The sequence below is a fragment of the Streptomyces vastus genome, assembly GCF_039532825.1.
GTDB classification, from domain to species: domain Bacteria; phylum Actinomycetota; class Actinomycetes; order Streptomycetales; family Streptomycetaceae; genus Streptomyces; species Streptomyces vastus.
Genome location: NZ_BAAASJ010000072.1, coordinates 1 through 16,105 on the forward strand (window position 1 = coordinate 1; position 16,105 = coordinate 16,105).

Genomic DNA, 16,105 nt, shown 5'->3' on the forward strand with positions numbered 1-16,105 from the left:
TCTTGGTCGCAGCTCTTAATTAGCAGCGAGGACGAGGTGCAGCGGCGAAGCGCTGCCCACTCCCGATCGGGCTCTCCAGAACGGTACGGGAGTACAAGGCTGCCTGGTACGGGCGGGAAGTGATCGTGGTGGACCGCTTCTTCCCCTCGTCCAAACTGTGCTCCACCTGCGGCACCCTGCAAGGGCAGATGCCGCTCAACGTCCGGAGCTGGACGTGTGACTGCGGGACGACCCATGACCGGGACGCGAACGCGGCGAAGAACCTTCTGGCCGCCGGGCTGGCGGTGTCTGTCTGTGGAGCCGGTGTAAGACCTCAACGGAGAACTCCGGGCGGGCAGTCGGCGACGAAGCAGAAACCCTCACAGCGCGAGCCGTGAGTATCCCCTCGTTAGCGAGGGGGAGAAGTCAACACGCTCCAGAGGCTAGGGGCGGCGGGAGGTAGGAAAGGCTCGCGAATTTCGGACGGGGTACTGGGCGAACAAGGGGGCATGTCGGTGGAGCGTCGTCGGCTCGATTCCCAGCAGCTCCGCGAAGGCCCGCTCGCCCTTCTCCGTGATCTTCACGGCCCGTTCCGAGCCGATGCGTAGACACCAGCCCGCGCCCAGGGCGTGCCGGCACAGGGCGGCGCCGGCGACGCCTGCGAGGTGCGGCCGGCGTTCGGTCCAGTCGAGGCAGGCGCGGGCGAGCGGCCGACGGCCGGTGCGTACGAGAGGGATGCCCTGGTCGTCGAACCAGGCGAGTCCTTCGTCGGTGAGCGCGAAGCCCGTGTCCTGGCGTAGCAGTTGGAGCCCGGTCATGGCATCCGTGACGGCGATGCCGAGGCGTCCGGCAAGGTGGTCGTAGCAGGTGCGGCCACGGGCCATCGCGGACCCGGCGCTCGACTCCCGCAAGCTGCGGGGCCGATCGGCGCCCGGCGTGACCTGCGCGGCGAGGTCCTCGACGAGCTGCGCGACCCGTGCGTCGGCCAGGCGTACGTACCGATGCCGCCCTTGCCGCTCCTCGGCGAGCAGTTCGCCTGCGACGAGCTTGCCCAGATGTTCGCTGGCAGTCGACGCGGCGACGCCCGCGTGGCGCGCGAGCTCGCCGGCGGTCCAGGCCCGGCCGTCGAGCAGAGCCAGCAGAAAGGCGGCTCGCGTCTCGTCGGCGATCAGTCCGGCCAGCGCCGCGAGCCCTGGAGCCCGGGTGGTCCTGGGGCGCGTGCGGTGCGCGTTCCTGATGCTCATGGCATCAGCATGCGACACGGACGGTTCGGTAGCCGCCGAACGATGCGGTCGCCGCCGCGCTACACCGTGCGCCCCAGTTGTTCGTACTGCCGCGTCAGTCCGTCCAGCAGCGCCGAGAGCCCCGTTTCGAAGGCCCGCTCGTCGATCTTCTTCTGCCGCTCGGCGAGGAGATGGGCCTGCCCGAGATGGGGATAGTCGGCGGGGTCGTACGCGGTCTCGTCGTCCACGAAGCCCCCTGCGAAGGAGCCGAGCGCGGAGCCCATGATGAAGTACCGCATCAGCGCTCCGATGGACGTGGCCTGCGCGGGCGGCCAGCCCGCTTCGACCATTGCGCCGAACACCACGTCCGCCAGGCGGAGCCCGGCCGGGCGGCGGCCGGGGCCTCGCGCGAGCACCGGGACGATGTTCGGGTGGTCGCGCAGGGCCTCCCGATAGGAGACAGCCCAGTCATGCAGCGCGGTACGCCAGTCCCGGCCGTCCTCGAACATCGACAGATCGACCTGTGCGCTCACCGAGTCGGCAACCGCCTCCAGAATCTGGTCCTTCGTACGAAAGTGGTTGTAGAGCGAGGGCCCACTCACCCCCAGTTCGGCGGCGAGCCGACGCGTGGAGACGGCGCCCAGCCCCTCGGCGTCCACGAGCGCCCGAGCCGCCGCAACGATGCGGTCGGTACTGAGCAAGGGCTTCCGGGGGCGGGCCATGGCGGACATGGTAGGGCCGGGGCCCCAGGCCCACTCAACAAAAAGGAGAGGCCCATGAGCGTCGCCATCTGTTCCCTGATGTGGCAAGCCGCGCACTCGGGGCCACAGAGGATCACATACGACCAGGACGGCTATCACTTAGTGCGCTTCCCGTACGTGACGGGCGAGGAGCAGCACGACCCGTGGAACATGCACGACTCGGCGCACGGCGGAGATACCGCATCGAAGTTCCCCGACCCGCGCTCCGCGCTGATCTGGCCGAGCCACGACGGCTGGGGCGTGCTCTCCGCGATGGTGTTCTGGGAGGCGGACGCGCGCGCCCATGAGTACCGGGCCCGCTTCGTACGCGACCCGCTGAACGCGACGACGGGCTACAACTCGACTGCCACCACCGACATTCAAGCGACCCGCGGCGGCCAGTACCGCACCTACGTCTGGCAGATGTTCGTCCACCCGGGAACGCCACTCGGCCTGAAGATATCGGCGCGCGGCACCGGCGATAGGAAGATCGCTGTGCCGATGTTCCTCGCCGAGTTCAAGCTGGCCATCCACACGGACGTCGTACGGCCGTAGTGCATGGGCGCCATGCAGCCGCGGCCATGACGCGCCCGAGGGCTCACATGCACGGGGGTGCGGCTCCGACAGGCGCACCCCCGTCGTGCTCACACCGACACCAACAACCGCCCCCGCCTGGACTCCGCCAGGGCCTCAGGCGTCAGAACGGGACGCGGGACCACGATCCCGCAGTCCGTGCAGACCGGGCCCGAGGACGGTTCATGGGCCAGGTCGTACTTCCAGGTGAGGCGGTCGCCCGAGCAAACCGGGCAGACCGCGCCGGGCTCGCGCTCCAGGGCCGCTATGAGCCGGCGCAGTACTTCCGCCAGGGGCTCATGGGGATGGACCCGGTGGTCGTCGCACCATGCGACGCCGCAACCGCCCCAGGTCAGCCGGTGCCAGTCGTCGACACTGCCCGGCCTGCGGAGCCCGTCGTGCTTCTCCTTCCTGCGGCGCTCGGCGAACGCGTCCTCGTAGGCGAGCCACACCGAGCGCGCCTCTTCGAGTTCGTCGAGCGCGGCCACCAGCCGGGCCGGGTCGGGGGAGCGGTCCTCGGGACCGAACCCGGCCCGGGAGCACAAATGGTCCCAGGTGGCCCGATGTCCGTAAGGGGCAAACCTTTCAAGGCACTTGCGCAGTGAATAGCGCCGCAGTGCCAGATCGCACCTCGGATCGCGCACCTGTCTCGCCAGACTCCGGAAACCGGCCATCGCCCTGCACCTCCGTCACACCTGCACCTGAACTTCGGTCACTTCGGCGTCGTCGTACGAACGTTGCCGAATAGACGTATCGACAGCCGATTCGGCTCCATCCGATTTCCGAGGACCGCCATCAACCCTCTGAGGAACGGCATTTCAGCCGCACATCGGACTCCTTTCAGCCAATGCCCCTCAGCCGCCCGGCCGTTGCGATGTCAAAAGGTGACTCCTGCTCATCTTCAACTTCTGGGCTACCGGCGGTAACCTCCAGCGCATCAATGTCGGGAGGAGCACTAATGCGACGGCGCACCCCACGCACCACCCCCCACGGCCTGAGAACTCCCCGCAGATTCGCGGGGTTCCTGAAGGCCGCATCAGTGTTCGTTCTCACTGTCGGCCTGCTGTCACCGCTGCAGCAGTCGGCCGCCGCCGATCCGGAGCCGAAGGCGACCGACCACTGCGAGGGGCAGTGCGCGGACATCCTGCCGCCGGGTGCCAACGGCAGTGCCACGCTCGCCGAGATCCTCGGCAATCAGCTGTTCGGTTCGCAGCCGGCGCACGCGGACGATCAACTCGGCCCGTACGACGCGCTGTCGTCCGGGTACCCGTCCCTGACCAACGACACCCTCAAGAATTTCTACGCCGACGCCTCCTTCGGAGTCGCCTCCGACCAGGTCGCCTCCGTCACCAAACCCCGTGACGACGTGACGATCACACGCGACAAGAAGTACGGCATCCCCCACATCAAGGGCAGTACGCGCTACGGCACCGAATTCGGCGCGGGCTACGCGGCCGGCCAGGACCGGATGTGGCTCATCGACCTCTTCCGGCACATCGGACGTGGCGAGTTGACCCCGTTCGCTGGCGGCGCGGAGTCCAACCAGGGCCTGGAGCAGCAGTTCTGGCCGCAGGCCCCGTACACGGAGGCCGACTTCCAGAAGCAGGTCGACTGGCTGCTCAACAACTCCGGAGAGCGCGGCAAGCAGGCCATGGAGGACGCGCAGGCCTATGTCGACGGCCTCAACGCCTACCGGGTGGCCGCCAAGAACGGCCGCTACTTCCCCGGCGAGTACGTCCTCACCGGCAAGATCGACTCGGTCACCAACGTGGGCGAGATCGAGCCCTTCAAGGTGACCGACATGATCGCGCTCGCCTCCGTCGTGGGCGCCCTCTTCGGCACCGGCGGCGGCGGAGAGGTCGAGTCCGCGATCGCCCTCCTCGAGGCCCAGCAGAAGTACGGCGTCGAGGAAGGCAGCAAGGTCTGGGAGTCGTTCCGCGGACGCAACGACCCCGAGGCCGTACTGACCCTCCACGACGGCAGCAGCTTCCCGTACGGGACGAAGCCCGAGAACCCGAAGGGCACCGCCCTGCCGGATCCGGGCTCCGTCGAGAAGGAGCAGCTGATCTACGACCGCACGGGCGCCGCCCGGTCGGGCGCGCAGGCGACCACCACCTCGGTGAAGACGCCGAGCAAACTGAAGCCCCTGAAGGGAGCCTTCAACGAAGGAGTCCTCCCGGAGGACCTCTTCAGCGGCGGCGCGACCAAGAAGGGCATGTCCAACGCCCTGATGGTCTCCGGGAAGCACACCGCCAGCGGCCATCCGATCGCCGTCTTCGGCCCGCAGACCGGCTATTTCGCCCCGCAGTTGCTGATGATGCAGGAGCTCCAGGGCCCGGGCATCAGCGCACGCGGCGTCTCCTTCGCGGGCGTCGGCATGTATGTACAGCTCGGCCGCGGCCAGGACTACTCCTGGTCGGCCACCTCCTCACACCAGGACATCACCGACTCGTACGCCCTTCAGCTGTGCGAGCCGGGCGGCGGCACGCCCACCAAGCAGTCCACGTCGTACCTCTACCGCGGCGTCTGCACCCCCATGGAGAAGATGGAGAAGACCAACGCCTGGAAGCCGTCGGTCGCCGACTCCACAGCCGCCGGCTCCTACCGGATGCAGGTCTTCAGAACGAACTACGGCGTCGTCACGCACCGCGCGACCATCGACGGCAAGCCCTACGCGTACACCTCGCTGCGCTCCACCTACCGCCACGAGGCCGACTCCGTCATCGGCTTCCAGATGATGAACGACCCCTCGTACGTGAAGGACGCGAAGTCCTTCCAGAAGGCGGCACAGAACATCTCGTACGCCTTCAACTGGTTCTACGCTGACTCCCGTGACACCGCCTACTACATGAGCGGCAGTCACCCGGTGCGCGCGAAGGACGTCGACGGGTCCTTCCCGGTGAAGGCCGAGAAGGCGTACGAGTGGCGGGACTTCGCCCCGGAGCACAACACGGCCGCGCTGGCGCCACCCGCCGAGCATCCGCAGTCGCTCAACCAGGACTACTACATCTCCTGGAACAACAAGCAGGTCAAGGACTTCAGTTCCGCCAACTTCAGCATGGGCGCGGTCCATCGTGGTGATCTCCTCGACGACCGGGTGAAGAAGCTCGTCGACAAGGGGGGTGTCACCAGGGCGTCCCTGACCAAGGCGATGGCCGAGGCCGCGGTCGTCGACCTGCGCGGCGAGCAGGTGCTGCCGGAACTCCTCAAGGTTCTGCGCAGCAAGCCGATCAGTGATCCGGCGCAGGTCAAGGCGGTCGACCAGCTGGAGGCCTGGCTGAAGGCGGGTGCTCAGCGCAAGCAGACGTCCGCGAACTCGAAGAAGTATGCGCACACGGACGCGATCCGGGTCATGGACGCGTGGTGGCCACTGCTCGTCGAGGCCGAGTTCAAGCCGGGGCTCGGACAGGAGCTGTGGGACGCGCTGACCGCGCAGCTCACGGTCGACGAGTCACCGTCCGCCGGCCACGGCGCGACCGGCGCGCACGCGGGCTCGGCCTTCCAGTACGGCTGGTGGGGCTACGTCGACAAGGACCTCCGTACGGTCCTGGGTGACCCGGTGGAGGGCAAACTGGGCCGCACCTACTGCGGCGACGGCGACCTCGACGCCTGCCGGACGGCTCTGCTGACGAGCCTGAGCCAGGCCGCGGCCAAGCCCGCCAACGTCGTCTACCCGGGCGACGACGTCTGCTCGGCCGGCGACCAGTGGTGCTCGGACGCCATCGTCCAGCGAGCGGTGGGTGGCATCAAGCACCGGCCGATCCAGTGGCAGAACCGGCCCACGTACCAGCAGGTCGTGGAGTTCCCCGGGCATCGGTAGGCATCGGTAACGGGTCCCTCCGGGGGCGTGACGGTTCCCTCCGGCGGCGGGGGCGGGGTTTCCTCGCCCCCGCCGCCGCTGTCCGACGCGTCGTCCTGTGCCATCCCTTCCCTCGCTACATACCGACCGGTTAGTCTGTTCGCGTCAGTGTTGATGCTCAGCCGATTCTCGTCGTGTCGTGGTGAGGAGACCGAGGGTGGAAGCCTTGCAGGATGCCGGAGTGGTCGTCACCGGAGCGGGGGGCGGGATCGGGGCGGCGCTGGCCCGGCGGTTCGCTGCTGAGGGGGCTCGGGTTGTCGTCAATGATCTGGACGGGGTGAAGGCCCAGGCCGTTGCCGAGGAGATCGGTGGTATCGCGGTGGCGGGGGATGCCTCCGCGATCGTGGGCGAGGCTCGGGACGCGCTCGGTGGCACGGTCGATGTCTACTGCGCCAACGCGGGGCTCGCTTCCGCGGGTACGGAAGCGGCTGATGAGAAGGTCTGGGCCATGGCCTGGGATGTGAATGTCATGGCGCACGTGCGTGCGGCGCATGAGTTGATCCCCGGGTGGCTGGAGCGCGGCAGTGGTCGGTTCATCTCGACGGTCTCGGCGGCCGGGCTGCTCACCATGGTCGGTGCCGCGCCCTACAGCGTCACCAAGCACGGTGCGTACGCCTTCGCCGAGTGGCTGTCGCTCACGTACCGCCATCGTGGTCTCAAGGTGCACGCGATCTGCCCTCAGGGCGTACGGACGGACATGCTCGCCAACACGGGCAGCGCGGGCGATCTTGTGCTCCAGCCGACCGCTATCGAGCCCGACGAGGTCGCGGACGCGCTCTTCGCGGGCATGGAGGACGACCGTTTCCTGATCCTGCCGCACCCCGAGGTCGCCGGGTACTACCAGGCGCGGGCCGGCGACCCGGATCGCTGGCTGACGAATATGAACCACATTCAGCAGAAATGGGAGGCTGACGGAGTGTGACGACTCGCCTGTACGCGGTCAAGTCGGACCCCGGCGCACTCCCTGCGAAGCGGAGGGAGAGACTTGGCCCCGTACAACGCCCTCGTCAGGTCGTGAACCTGCCCTGCTTGCCGAAATAGGGCAGTGGGAAGATCCTCCGGCGGGAGCTGCTGCCCGTAAGGTCATCGCGGGCAGCACGGACAACGGTTGGTGACCTTCGGAAAGGCAGGTGGCGGCGGTGCCCAAGACGATGGACGGGGACGGTACGCCCGTCCCGAGGCGGCTGTTGGCGGCCGCCACCAGACTCTTCGCCGAGCAGGGATACGACCGCACCTCGGTGCAGGAGATCGTTGAGGCGGCGGGCGTCACCAAAGGCGCGCTGTACCACTACTTCGGCTCCAAGGACGATCTGCTGCACGAGGTGTACGCGCGCGTGCTGCGCCTGCAGCAGGAGCGACTGGACTCCTTCGCGGAGGCCGACGCACCCGTGGAGGAGCGGCTGCGGGGTGCCGCGGCCGACGTGGTCGTCACGACGATCGACAACCTCGACGACGCGTCGATCTTCTGGCGCTCCATGCACCACCTCAGCCCCGAGAAGAACAAACAGGTACGCGCCGAGCGCCGCCGCTACCACGAACGTTTCCGCGCCCTGATCGAGGAGGGCCAGGAATCGGGCGTCTTCTCCAAGGCGACGCCCGCCGACCTGGTGGTGGATTACCACTTCGGCTCCGTCCACCACCTGTCGACGTGGTACCGCCCCGACGGGCCGCTGAGCCCGCAGCAGGTGGCCGACCACCTCGCCGACCTGCTGCTGCGGGCTCTGCGCCCCTGAGGGACTTAGAGGTACTGCTTGATCTCCCGGCGCGCCAGCGACCGCTGGTGCACCTCGTCCGGACCGTCGGCGAGCTTCAGCGTGCGGGCGCTCGCCCACAGTTCGGCCAGCGGGAAGTCCTGGCTGACGCCACCCGCGCCGTGCAGCTGAACGGCCTTGTCGAGGATGTCGACGACCGTCCGCGGAGTCGCGATCTTGATCGCCTGGATCTCGGTGTGCGCACCGCGATTGCCGACGGTGTCCATCATCCAGGCCGTCTTCAGGACCAGCAGCCGCAGCTGCTCGACGGCCACACGCGCGTCCGCGATCCAGTTCTGCACGACGCCCTGCTGGGCGAGCGGCTTGCCGAAGGCGGTCCGTGAGACGGCTCGTCGGCACATCAGCTCGATGGCCCGTTCGGCCATGCCGATCAGCCGCATGCAGTGGTGGATACGGCCCGGACCGAGCCTCGCCTGGGCGATGGCGAAGCCGCCGCCCTCCTCGCCGATCAGATTGCCCACGGGGACCCGTACCTGGTGGAAGACGACCTCCGCGTGCCCGCCGTGTGAGTGGTCCTCGTAGCCGTAGACCTGCATGGCGCGGCGGATCTCGACGCCCGGGGTGTCGCGGGGCACCAGCACCATGGACTGCTGTCGGCGGATGTCGGTCCCGTCCGGGTCCGTCTTGCCCATCACGATGAAGATCCTGCAGTCCGGGTTCATCGCCCCGGAGATGTACCACTTGCGGCCGGTGACGACGTACTCGTCGCCGTCGCGCTCGATATGCGTGGTGATGTTGGTGGCGTCCGAGGAGGCCACCTCCGGCTCGGTCATCGCGAACGCCGAGCGGATCTCGCCGGCCAGCAGCGGCTGAAGCCACTGCTTCTTCTGCTGCTCGTCGCCGAACTGGGCGAGCACCTCCATGTTCCCCGTGTCGGGCGCCGCGCAGTTCGTCGCCGTCGGCGCCAACTGCGGGGAACGGCCGGTGATTTCGGCGAGCGGCGCGTACTGGAGGTTCGTCAGCCCGGCACCGTACTCGGTGTCCGGCAGGAAGAGATTCCACAGCCCCTGCCGTCGCGCCTCGGCCTTCAGCTCCTCTACGACAGCGGGGGTGTCCCACGGTGAGGCGAGCTCCGCCCGCTGTTCATGGGCGACTGTCTCGGCCGGATAGACGTACTCGTCCATGAAGGCGAGCAGCTTGGCGCGCAGCTCCTCGGTGCGCGCGTCGAAAGCGAAGTCCATTGCTGGTCAGCCTTCCTGAAGAGTGGTCAGACCGTGCTCGATGAACACGGGCACCAGCTCGCCGATGCGGTCGAAGCCCGCGCCGACCGTCTGGCCGAGCGTGTAGCGGTAGTGGATGCCTTCAAGGATCACGGCCAGCTTGAACCAGGCGAACGCCGTGTACCAGGCGACGGCGGACACGTCGCGCCCCGAGCGCGCGGCGTACCGTTCGATCAGTTCGGCGGGCTCCGGATGCCCGGCGGCCTCGGCGGTCGTGGACACGGGAGAGTCGGGCGCGCCGAGCGGTTTGCTGTACATCACCAGCAGTCCGAGGTCCGTGAGCGGATCGCCGAGCGTCGACATCTCCCAGTCGAGGATGGCCGTGATCCGGTCGCCTTCCCCGATCAGTACGTTGTCCAGGCGGTAGTCGCCGTGCACGACCGTGGCCGTGAGGGAGTGCGGCAGCTCGCGCCCGAGTGCGGCGTGCAGTTCGTCGATCCCGGCCAGCTCTCGATTGCGGGAGGCGTCCAACTGCTTGCCCCAGCGCCGCAGTTGCCGGTCCAGGAAGCCTTCAGGGCGCCCGAAGTCCGCCAGTCCCGCCTCGGCGGGGTCCACCGCGTGCAGCTCGACCAGCGTGTCGACGAGGCTCAGCACCGCGTCGCGGGTGCGCTCCGGGCCGAGCGGGGCGAGCTGCTCGGCCGTCCGGTACGGCGTGCCCTCCACGAAGTCCATGACGTAGAACGGTGCGCCCAGCACCTCCTCGTCCTCGCACAGCAGCACCGGACGCGGTACCGGGACGTCCGTCGGGTGCAGCGCGCTGATCACCCGGTGCTCGCGCTTCATATCGTGTGCGGTGGCCAGGACATGGCCCAGCGGAGGCCGTCGGACGACCCACTTCGCGCTGCCGTCCGTCACGGCGTACGTGAGGTTCGACCGTCCGCCCTCGATCAGCCGGCCCGTCAGCGGGCCGTGGACCAGACCGGGCCGCTCGGCATCGAGCAGGCCGCGCAATCGGTCAAGATCAAGACCTGGCGGGTGGTCCGGGCTCATCGTGTTCCTCCGTACGCCGGTGTAGGGGTTCTCATCATGATGCCGACCGGTCGGTATGTCGTCCAGTGGGGCGGCGAAACGTGATCGGTCTCTCGTGGGTCTCGATCGCACGGGGTTTGTTGGCTACCCGGCCTGGGCGAATGTACGCGAACGGGTCTGCTCCCCGGCTGTTCACAGGACGAGCGCCACCGCACAGGCGGCCAGGGCCACGGTGTACAGGGCGGCGGCGGTCGCGTGCCTCCGGGTGAGCGCCGCGGGGCCGCTCCGCTCGGTCGTCGTCAGGGTGCGGATGCGGTGATGGGCGACGGTGAGGAAGCCCAGCCAGAGTGCTGCGCACAGGGCGCAGGTGAGGACCCTCGCGGCTGTCGGGCCGCTTTGGAGGGCGGTTCTGGCGGCGAGTACGGCGACGACGGTGCCGGCGAGGGTCGTACGGCGCCATGCCAGCCGCGTGCGTTCCGGTTGCAGGCCGGGGTCCCGGGTGTCCCCGGTCTCCTGGGGGTCCCGGTCGGGTGCGGTCACGTCGCTGTCAGCCTTCCCAGCCGAAGAGCACGACCGCGACCATCGCGACGGCGACGATCGCGATCACGATGCTCAGCAGGGCCGGGAAGCGGGATACCGGCAGGTCCTCGCCCCTGCGCATCGCGCGCTCGCAGCGCACCCAGTGGTTCACCGCGCGCAGCGAGCACAGGACGCCTGCGGCGAGCAGTCCGAGGGCCAGGCCTACGCGCCAGCCCCATCGCAGATCCGGCAGGAACTGATCCACTGCGAAGCCTCCGCCGATCAGGGCGAGGGCGGTGCGTAGCCATGCCAGGAACGTGCGCTCGTTGGCGAGCGAGAACCGGTAGTCCGGCGTGCCGCCGTCCTCCCTGATCCGCTCGGGTGCGAACCACACCCGGACGTTCCGCACGAATTCGATCACGTTGGTGACCCTATATGTGCGGGTGCCTCCGGTGGTTGGGCGGGTTGGGTTCGTTGTCTGCTGCGGGTGGGTGGGCGGTTGCTCGCGCAGTTCCCCGCGCCTCTGAAAAGCCTGCGGCTCCACTCAGCCAAAACCACCACGCGCCCGCAGTCTCCCACCGGTGGGAGGGGGCGTGGCCCAGGGGCGCGGGGCTGTGACATCAGCGGCTCCGCCGCGGGGCGCGACAAGCCACACTCAACCCGCACCCGACAACGAACCCACCCGCCCAACCGCCGGAGGCAACAGGTTGACGCGGTCACGTCCGTGCCCAAAGATCTGACCGACCAGTAACAAGCCGAGGAGGACCTGCTCATGGCGTACGACGCAGATGTGATCGTGATCGGGGCGGGCCTCGCCGGTCTGGCGGCGACCGCGGAGCTCGTCGACGCGGGCCGCAAGGTGATCCTCCTCGACCAGGAGCCGGAGCAGTCGATCGGCGGTCAGGCGCACTGGTCGTTCGGCGGACTGTTCTTCGTGAACTCGCCTGAACAGCGTCGTATGCGGATCAAGGACAGCCATGCGCTGGCGCTCCAGGACTGGATGGGCACCGCCGCATTCGACCGTTCCGAGGACCACTGGCCGCGGAAGTGGGCCGAGGCGTACGTCGACTTCGCGGCTGGTGAGAAGCGGTCCTGGCTGCATGGCCAGGGCGTGCGGTTCTTCCCGGTCGTGGGCTGGGCCGAGCGCGGTGGCTACGACGCGAACGGGCACGGCAACTCCGTGCCGCGCTTCCACATCACGTGGGGAACCGGCCCGGGGCTCGTCGAGCCTTTCGAGCGGCGGGTGCGGGCCGGGGTGGCCCGCGGGCTCGTCCAGCTGAAGTTCCGGCACCGGGTGACGGGACTGTCGCGAAGCGCGGGAACGGTGGACACGGTCACCGGGGAGATTCTCGAGCCCTCGGACATGGAGAGGGGCCAGGAGAGCAGCCGCACGGTCGCCGGTGCCTTCGAGTTGCGGGCCCAGGCGGTGATCGTCACCTCGGGGGGTATCGGCGGCAATCACGATCTCGTACGCGAAAACTGGCCGGAACGGCTGGGCAGTCCGCCGGAGCGGATGATCTCCGGCGTGCCCGCGCACGTCGACGGCAAGATGCTCGCCATCGCCGAGGACGCGGGCGCGCACCTCATCAACCGCGACCGCATGTGGCACTACACCGAGGGCATCCAGAACTGGAACCCCATCTGGGACAACCACGGCATCCGCATCCTGCCCGGCCCGTCGTCGTTGTGGCTGGACGCGCGGGGCAAGCGACTGCCCGTGCCGCTCTTCCCGGGCTTCGACACGCTCGGCACGCTGGAGCACATCATGAAGAGCGGGCACGACTACACGTGGTTCGTGCTCAACCAGCGGATCATCGGCAAGGAGTTCGCGCTCTCGGGTTCCGAGCAGAATCCTGATCTGACCGGGAAGTCCGTCAGAGACGTCTTCGTGCGGGCGCGGGCCGACGTACCCGGTCCGGTGAAGGCCTTCATGGACAACGGAGTCGACTTCGTCGTCGAGAAGGACCTGAGCGCGCTGGTCCGCGGCATGAACGCGCTCACGAAGGAGCCGCTCGTCGACGAGGCCGTCCTGCGCCGCGAGATCACCGCGCGCGACCGGGAGATCGCGAATCCGTTCACCAAGGACCTCCAGGTGACGGCGATCCGAGGGGCCCGGAAGTTCCTCGGGGACAAGCTGATCCGTACGGCCTCCCCGCACCGCATCCTCGATCCCAAGGCCGGACCGCTGATCGCCGTACGCCTCAACATCCTCACCCGCAAGACCCTCGGCGGCCTGGAGACGGACCTCTCCTCACGTGTGCTGACGGAGGGCGGGGATCCGCTGTCCGGCGTGTACGCGGCGGGGGAGGCGGCCGGGTTCGGCGGCGGAGGAGTGCACGGATACCGGTCCCTGGAGGGCACGTTCCTCGGCGGCTGCCTGTTCTCGGGCCGGACGGCGGGCCGCGCGGCGGCGAAGGCGGTGAGCTGAGGCGGGAGTTGAGGGATGAGGTGAGGCCCGGGCTCCCAACTCCGGGCCTCTGATGCCCTGTTCCGGAGGCGATCGACACAAATAAGCAACCTGTCAGGCTTGACGTAAGCGTTGGGTGGAGGTTGGCTGTGCGTGATCAGTCGCGCATGTGACCGCCGTGTGAGGAAGTCGAGCGGTGTCCCCACCCCCACCCCCACCCCTCGGCCGCGGCCGCAAGCGCGCGGCCCATGCCTTCGACGGTGCTCTCGGTGACACCGAACTCATCACAGCCCGGGCCGCGTTGGCGCAGGGCCGATGGACCGCCGTACGCGCGCTGCTCGTGGCGACCGGCGACGACTGGGACCGCCGCGCGCACCGCGTCACCGTGCTCGCGCAGGAGTCCAGTACGCAGGCCTGGGCCCGCGACTGGCTGCTCGCCGAACCGGAGTCCGCCGACGCCGCCGTGCTGCTCGCCGTCGCCTCCGTGCAACGCGCCCTGAACGGCAAGGAGAAGCCGGACCGGGCACGCAAGGCCTGCCACAGCGCGGTGGCGCTCGCGCCCGCCGACCCCACGCCCTGGCTCGGTCTGCTGATGCTGGAGCGCACCCTGGGCAGCGACGAGGACGTGGTCCGGCTCTTCGACGAGGTACGCCACCGCCACCCCGACCACCACCACGCCCACCACCTGATGACCGCCCGGCTCGCCGAGCGCCGGCCCGGAGCGGGCCAGGATCCGCTGCACGAGGTGTACGACTTCGCCAGCTGGTCTGCCGAACAGGCGCCCGCCGACTCTCCGTTGGCGATCCTGCCGGTCGTCGCGCACGCCGAGCGCTATCGCGTGCTGGCCGCCGCCGGCTGGGAACCCGCCGACCCCGTGGCCTCCGGGCACTGGGTCGGCCGCCGGGCCCGCCAGGTGATGAAGGCCGCCTTCGACTGGTGGCTCGAATGGGAGCGCGACGACCATCCGCGCAGCAACGTCGATCTCAACTTCCTTGCCCACGCCAAGTTCTGCGAGGGCCGGGGCGCCGAGGCCGCCGCCCTGTTCCACCGCATCGGACCGCACGCGACCCCGGCCCCCTGGGCGTACCCCGACCGAGATCCGTACACCGCCTTCCGTGCCGCACGCGACAGTGTGCTCGGCACGGCGTGAACACCAGCAGTAAGTGACCAATGACCAGTGACCAGTGATCAGCGGCAGGCGAGCAGTAGCCAGTGAGCAGTAAGCGACCGCACTTGGTCCGAAATATCCGAAAGGACAATCCCGCGATGACGACGGGCAGTTCGAACCCCTCGAGCACTTCGAGCGCGAGCAGAACGGCAGCCGACGGCAGTGGTATCAGCACCTTCAAGGGGCACGAGCGCGCACTGCGCGCCGACCGGCTCGGCACGGCGGGCCTGCTTCTGTCCGTGCTCGCGGCCACCGCTCCGCTCATGGTGGTCGCGGGTGTCATGCCCACGGCATTCGCGGTGATGGGCATCGTCGGCCAGCCGCTGCTCTTCGTCATCCTCGGAGTGGTGCTCGTCCTCTTCAGCGTCGGATACGCGGAGATGAGCCGCCACGTCCACAACGCCGGCGCCTTCTACGCGTACGTCGCCCGCGGCCTCGGCGGCACCGCGGGCTCCGCTGCGGCGGCGGTCGCACTCGTCGCGTACAACGCCCTCCAGGTGGGCATCTACGGCATCTTCGGTTTCGAGGTGTCCGGGCTGTTCGCCACCTACCTCGACCTCGAAATCGCCTGGTGGATACCGGCGTTGGTGGCCGCGCTCGTCGTCGGCGCGCTCGGCTGGCTGAAGATCGACGTCAACGCGCGCGTACTCGGCGTCCTGCTGCTCATCGAGGTGGCGCTCGTCGTCATCTTCGACATCGCGGCCGTCGCCGACCCCGCCGCGGAGGGCCTGTCGCTGCACGCCTTCAACCCGGACACTCTCAGCGGGGCGGGCCTCGGCACCGCCCTGTGCTTCTGCGTCGCCGCCTTCCTCGGCTTCGAACAGGCCCCCGTGTACGCCGAGGAGACCAGCCGTCCGCACATCCTGGTTCCGCGCGTGATGTTCCTCGCGGTCGGCTTCGTCGCCGTCTTCTTCGCCTTCAGTTCCTGGGCGCTGACCGTCGCCGCCGGACCCAAAGCGATTGTGGGCACCGCGCAGGAGCAGAGTGCCGGGCTGCTGTTCTTCCTCACCCAGTCGCGGCTCGGCGAGACGTTCACGGATGTCCTCCATGTCCTGTTCGTGACCGGCATGTTCGCGGCATTGCTCAGCTTCCACAACGTCGTCGCGCGGTACGCCTTCGCCATGGGCCGGGAGGGGCTGTTGCCCTCCTCGTTCGGCCGCACGGCGGGCACGAGCGGTGCCCCCGGCACGGGCTCGCTCTTGCAGACCGTCGTTGCCGTGCTGGTCGTAGCGGGCTTCGCGGTGGCCGACGACAAGCCGACCGGTGACCCGACCGCGCCCGTGCTGCAGCTGTTCACCTGGTTCGGCAACATCGGAGCGCTCGGCGTCATCCTGCTCATGGCGACCGCCTCGCTCTCGGTCATCGTCTTCTTCGTCCGCCGTGGCGCGGCCGGTGCGCAGGCCTGGCGGCTGGCCGCGTCCGCGGTCGCGGGCGTCGCGCTCCTGGTCATCGCGTTCTACAGCGTCACGGACTTCGACGTACTCGTGGGCGCGGGCCCCGGCTCCGCGCTGACCTGGGTGCTGCCGGGCATCATCGTGCTGGCCGCCCTCCTCGGCCTCCTCCAGGGCCTGCTGCTGCGCACACGCAACCCCGCGGCGCACGCCCGTATCGGGCTCGGGAACGAGGCCTTCCAGCTGGACAAGGTGGCGGAGTCCGGCTCCTGAGGCCAGTGGTTA

14 protein-coding genes and 1 pseudogene are annotated in these 16,105 nt (G+C 68.9%); 8 read left to right on the top strand and 7 right to left on the bottom strand.

The genetic code is table 11. The features are described 5' to 3' along the window. Positions 1-77: 77 nt before the first annotated feature. Positions 78-377, top strand: a pseudogene (locus ABD357_RS26275) (zinc ribbon domain-containing protein); the annotation flags it as partial. 45 nt (positions 378-422) lie between these two features. Here the strand turns inward: ABD357_RS26275 and ABD357_RS26280 are convergent. After that, complete coding sequence (locus ABD357_RS26280; protein ID WP_344393413.1) at positions 423-1,223, bottom strand: ArsR/SmtB family transcription factor; 801 nt, start codon at positions 1,221-1,223, stop codon at positions 423-425. Positions 1,224-1,282: 59 nt separating this feature from the next. Beyond that, on the bottom strand, positions 1,283-1,924 hold the full coding sequence (locus tag ABD357_RS26285) for a TetR/AcrR family transcriptional regulator (RefSeq protein WP_344393415.1): 642 nt from the start codon (positions 1,922-1,924) through the stop codon (positions 1,283-1,285). Between the two features lie 54 nt (positions 1,925-1,978). On the opposite strand from ABD357_RS26285, the gene ABD357_RS26290 reads away from it, so the two are divergent. After that, entirely contained in the window at positions 1,979-2,497 is a 519-nt protein-coding gene (locus ABD357_RS26290) for a hypothetical protein (protein WP_344393416.1), read from the top strand. An 89-nt stretch (positions 2,498-2,586) separates the two neighbouring features. Here the strand turns inward: ABD357_RS26290 and ABD357_RS26295 are convergent, their stop codons facing one another. Next, the gene (locus tag ABD357_RS26295; protein ID WP_344393418.1) at positions 2,587-3,189 is read right to left on the bottom strand and encodes a hypothetical protein; all 603 of its coding nucleotides are present in this window, start codon (positions 3,187-3,189) and stop codon (positions 2,587-2,589) included. Between the two features lie 284 nt (positions 3,190-3,473). Between ABD357_RS26295 and ABD357_RS26300 the strand changes: the two genes are divergently transcribed. From ABD357_RS26300 to ABD357_RS26310, 3 genes are all read left to right on the top strand, one after another. Further along, positions 3,474-6,335 (top strand): penicillin acylase family protein, encoded by a 2,862-nt coding sequence (locus tag ABD357_RS26300; RefSeq protein ID WP_344393419.1) that lies wholly within the window; start codon positions 3,474-3,476, stop codon positions 6,333-6,335. Between the two features lie 196 nt (positions 6,336-6,531). Further along, on the top strand, positions 6,532-7,296 hold the full coding sequence (locus tag ABD357_RS26305; RefSeq protein ID WP_344393420.1) for an SDR family oxidoreductase: 765 nt from the start codon (positions 6,532-6,534) through the stop codon (positions 7,294-7,296). A 217-nt stretch (positions 7,297-7,513) separates the two neighbouring features. Beyond that, entirely contained in the window at positions 7,514-8,107 is a 594-nt protein-coding gene (locus ABD357_RS26310; protein ID WP_344393422.1) for a TetR/AcrR family transcriptional regulator, read from the top strand. Between the two features lie 5 nt (positions 8,108-8,112). Here the strand turns inward: ABD357_RS26310 and ABD357_RS26315 are convergent, their stop codons facing one another. From ABD357_RS26315 to ABD357_RS26330, 4 genes are all read right to left on the bottom strand, one after another. Continuing rightward, positions 8,113-9,327 (bottom strand): acyl-CoA dehydrogenase family protein, encoded by a 1,215-nt coding sequence (locus tag ABD357_RS26315; protein WP_344393423.1) that lies wholly within the window; start codon positions 9,325-9,327, stop codon positions 8,113-8,115. A 6-nt stretch (positions 9,328-9,333) separates the two neighbouring features. After that, positions 9,334-10,356 (bottom strand): phosphotransferase family protein, encoded by a 1,023-nt coding sequence (locus ABD357_RS26320; RefSeq protein ID WP_344393425.1) that lies wholly within the window; start codon positions 10,354-10,356, stop codon positions 9,334-9,336. 171 nt (positions 10,357-10,527) lie between these two features. Then, positions 10,528-10,875 carry a DUF202 domain-containing protein gene (locus tag ABD357_RS26325; protein ID WP_344393426.1) on the bottom strand — a complete coding sequence of 116 codons (348 nt, stop codon included), beginning with the start codon at positions 10,873-10,875 and terminating at the stop codon, positions 10,528-10,530. Positions 10,876-10,882: 7 nt separating this feature from the next. Further along, a complete protein-coding gene (locus ABD357_RS26330) occupies positions 10,883-11,275 on the bottom strand; it encodes a YidH family protein (RefSeq protein WP_344393427.1) in 393 nt (130 codons plus the stop codon). A 351-nt stretch (positions 11,276-11,626) separates the two neighbouring features. On the opposite strand from ABD357_RS26330, the gene ABD357_RS26335 reads away from it, so the two are divergent. The 3 genes from ABD357_RS26335 to ABD357_RS26345 all read left to right on the top strand — a co-directional run bounded on the left by ABD357_RS26335 (position 11,627) and on the right by ABD357_RS26345 (position 16,093). Next, the gene (locus tag ABD357_RS26335; RefSeq protein ID WP_344393429.1) at positions 11,627-13,282 is read left to right on the top strand and encodes an FAD-binding dehydrogenase; all 1,656 of its coding nucleotides are present in this window, start codon (positions 11,627-11,629) and stop codon (positions 13,280-13,282) included. Positions 13,283-13,457: 175 nt separating this feature from the next. Beyond that, a complete protein-coding gene (locus ABD357_RS26340) occupies positions 13,458-14,411 on the top strand; it encodes a hypothetical protein (protein WP_344393430.1) in 954 nt (317 codons plus the stop codon). Positions 14,412-14,527: 116 nt separating this feature from the next. Next, a complete protein-coding gene (locus ABD357_RS26345) occupies positions 14,528-16,093 on the top strand; it encodes an APC family permease (RefSeq protein WP_344393431.1) in 1,566 nt (521 codons plus the stop codon). Positions 16,094-16,105: the final 12 nt, after the last annotated feature.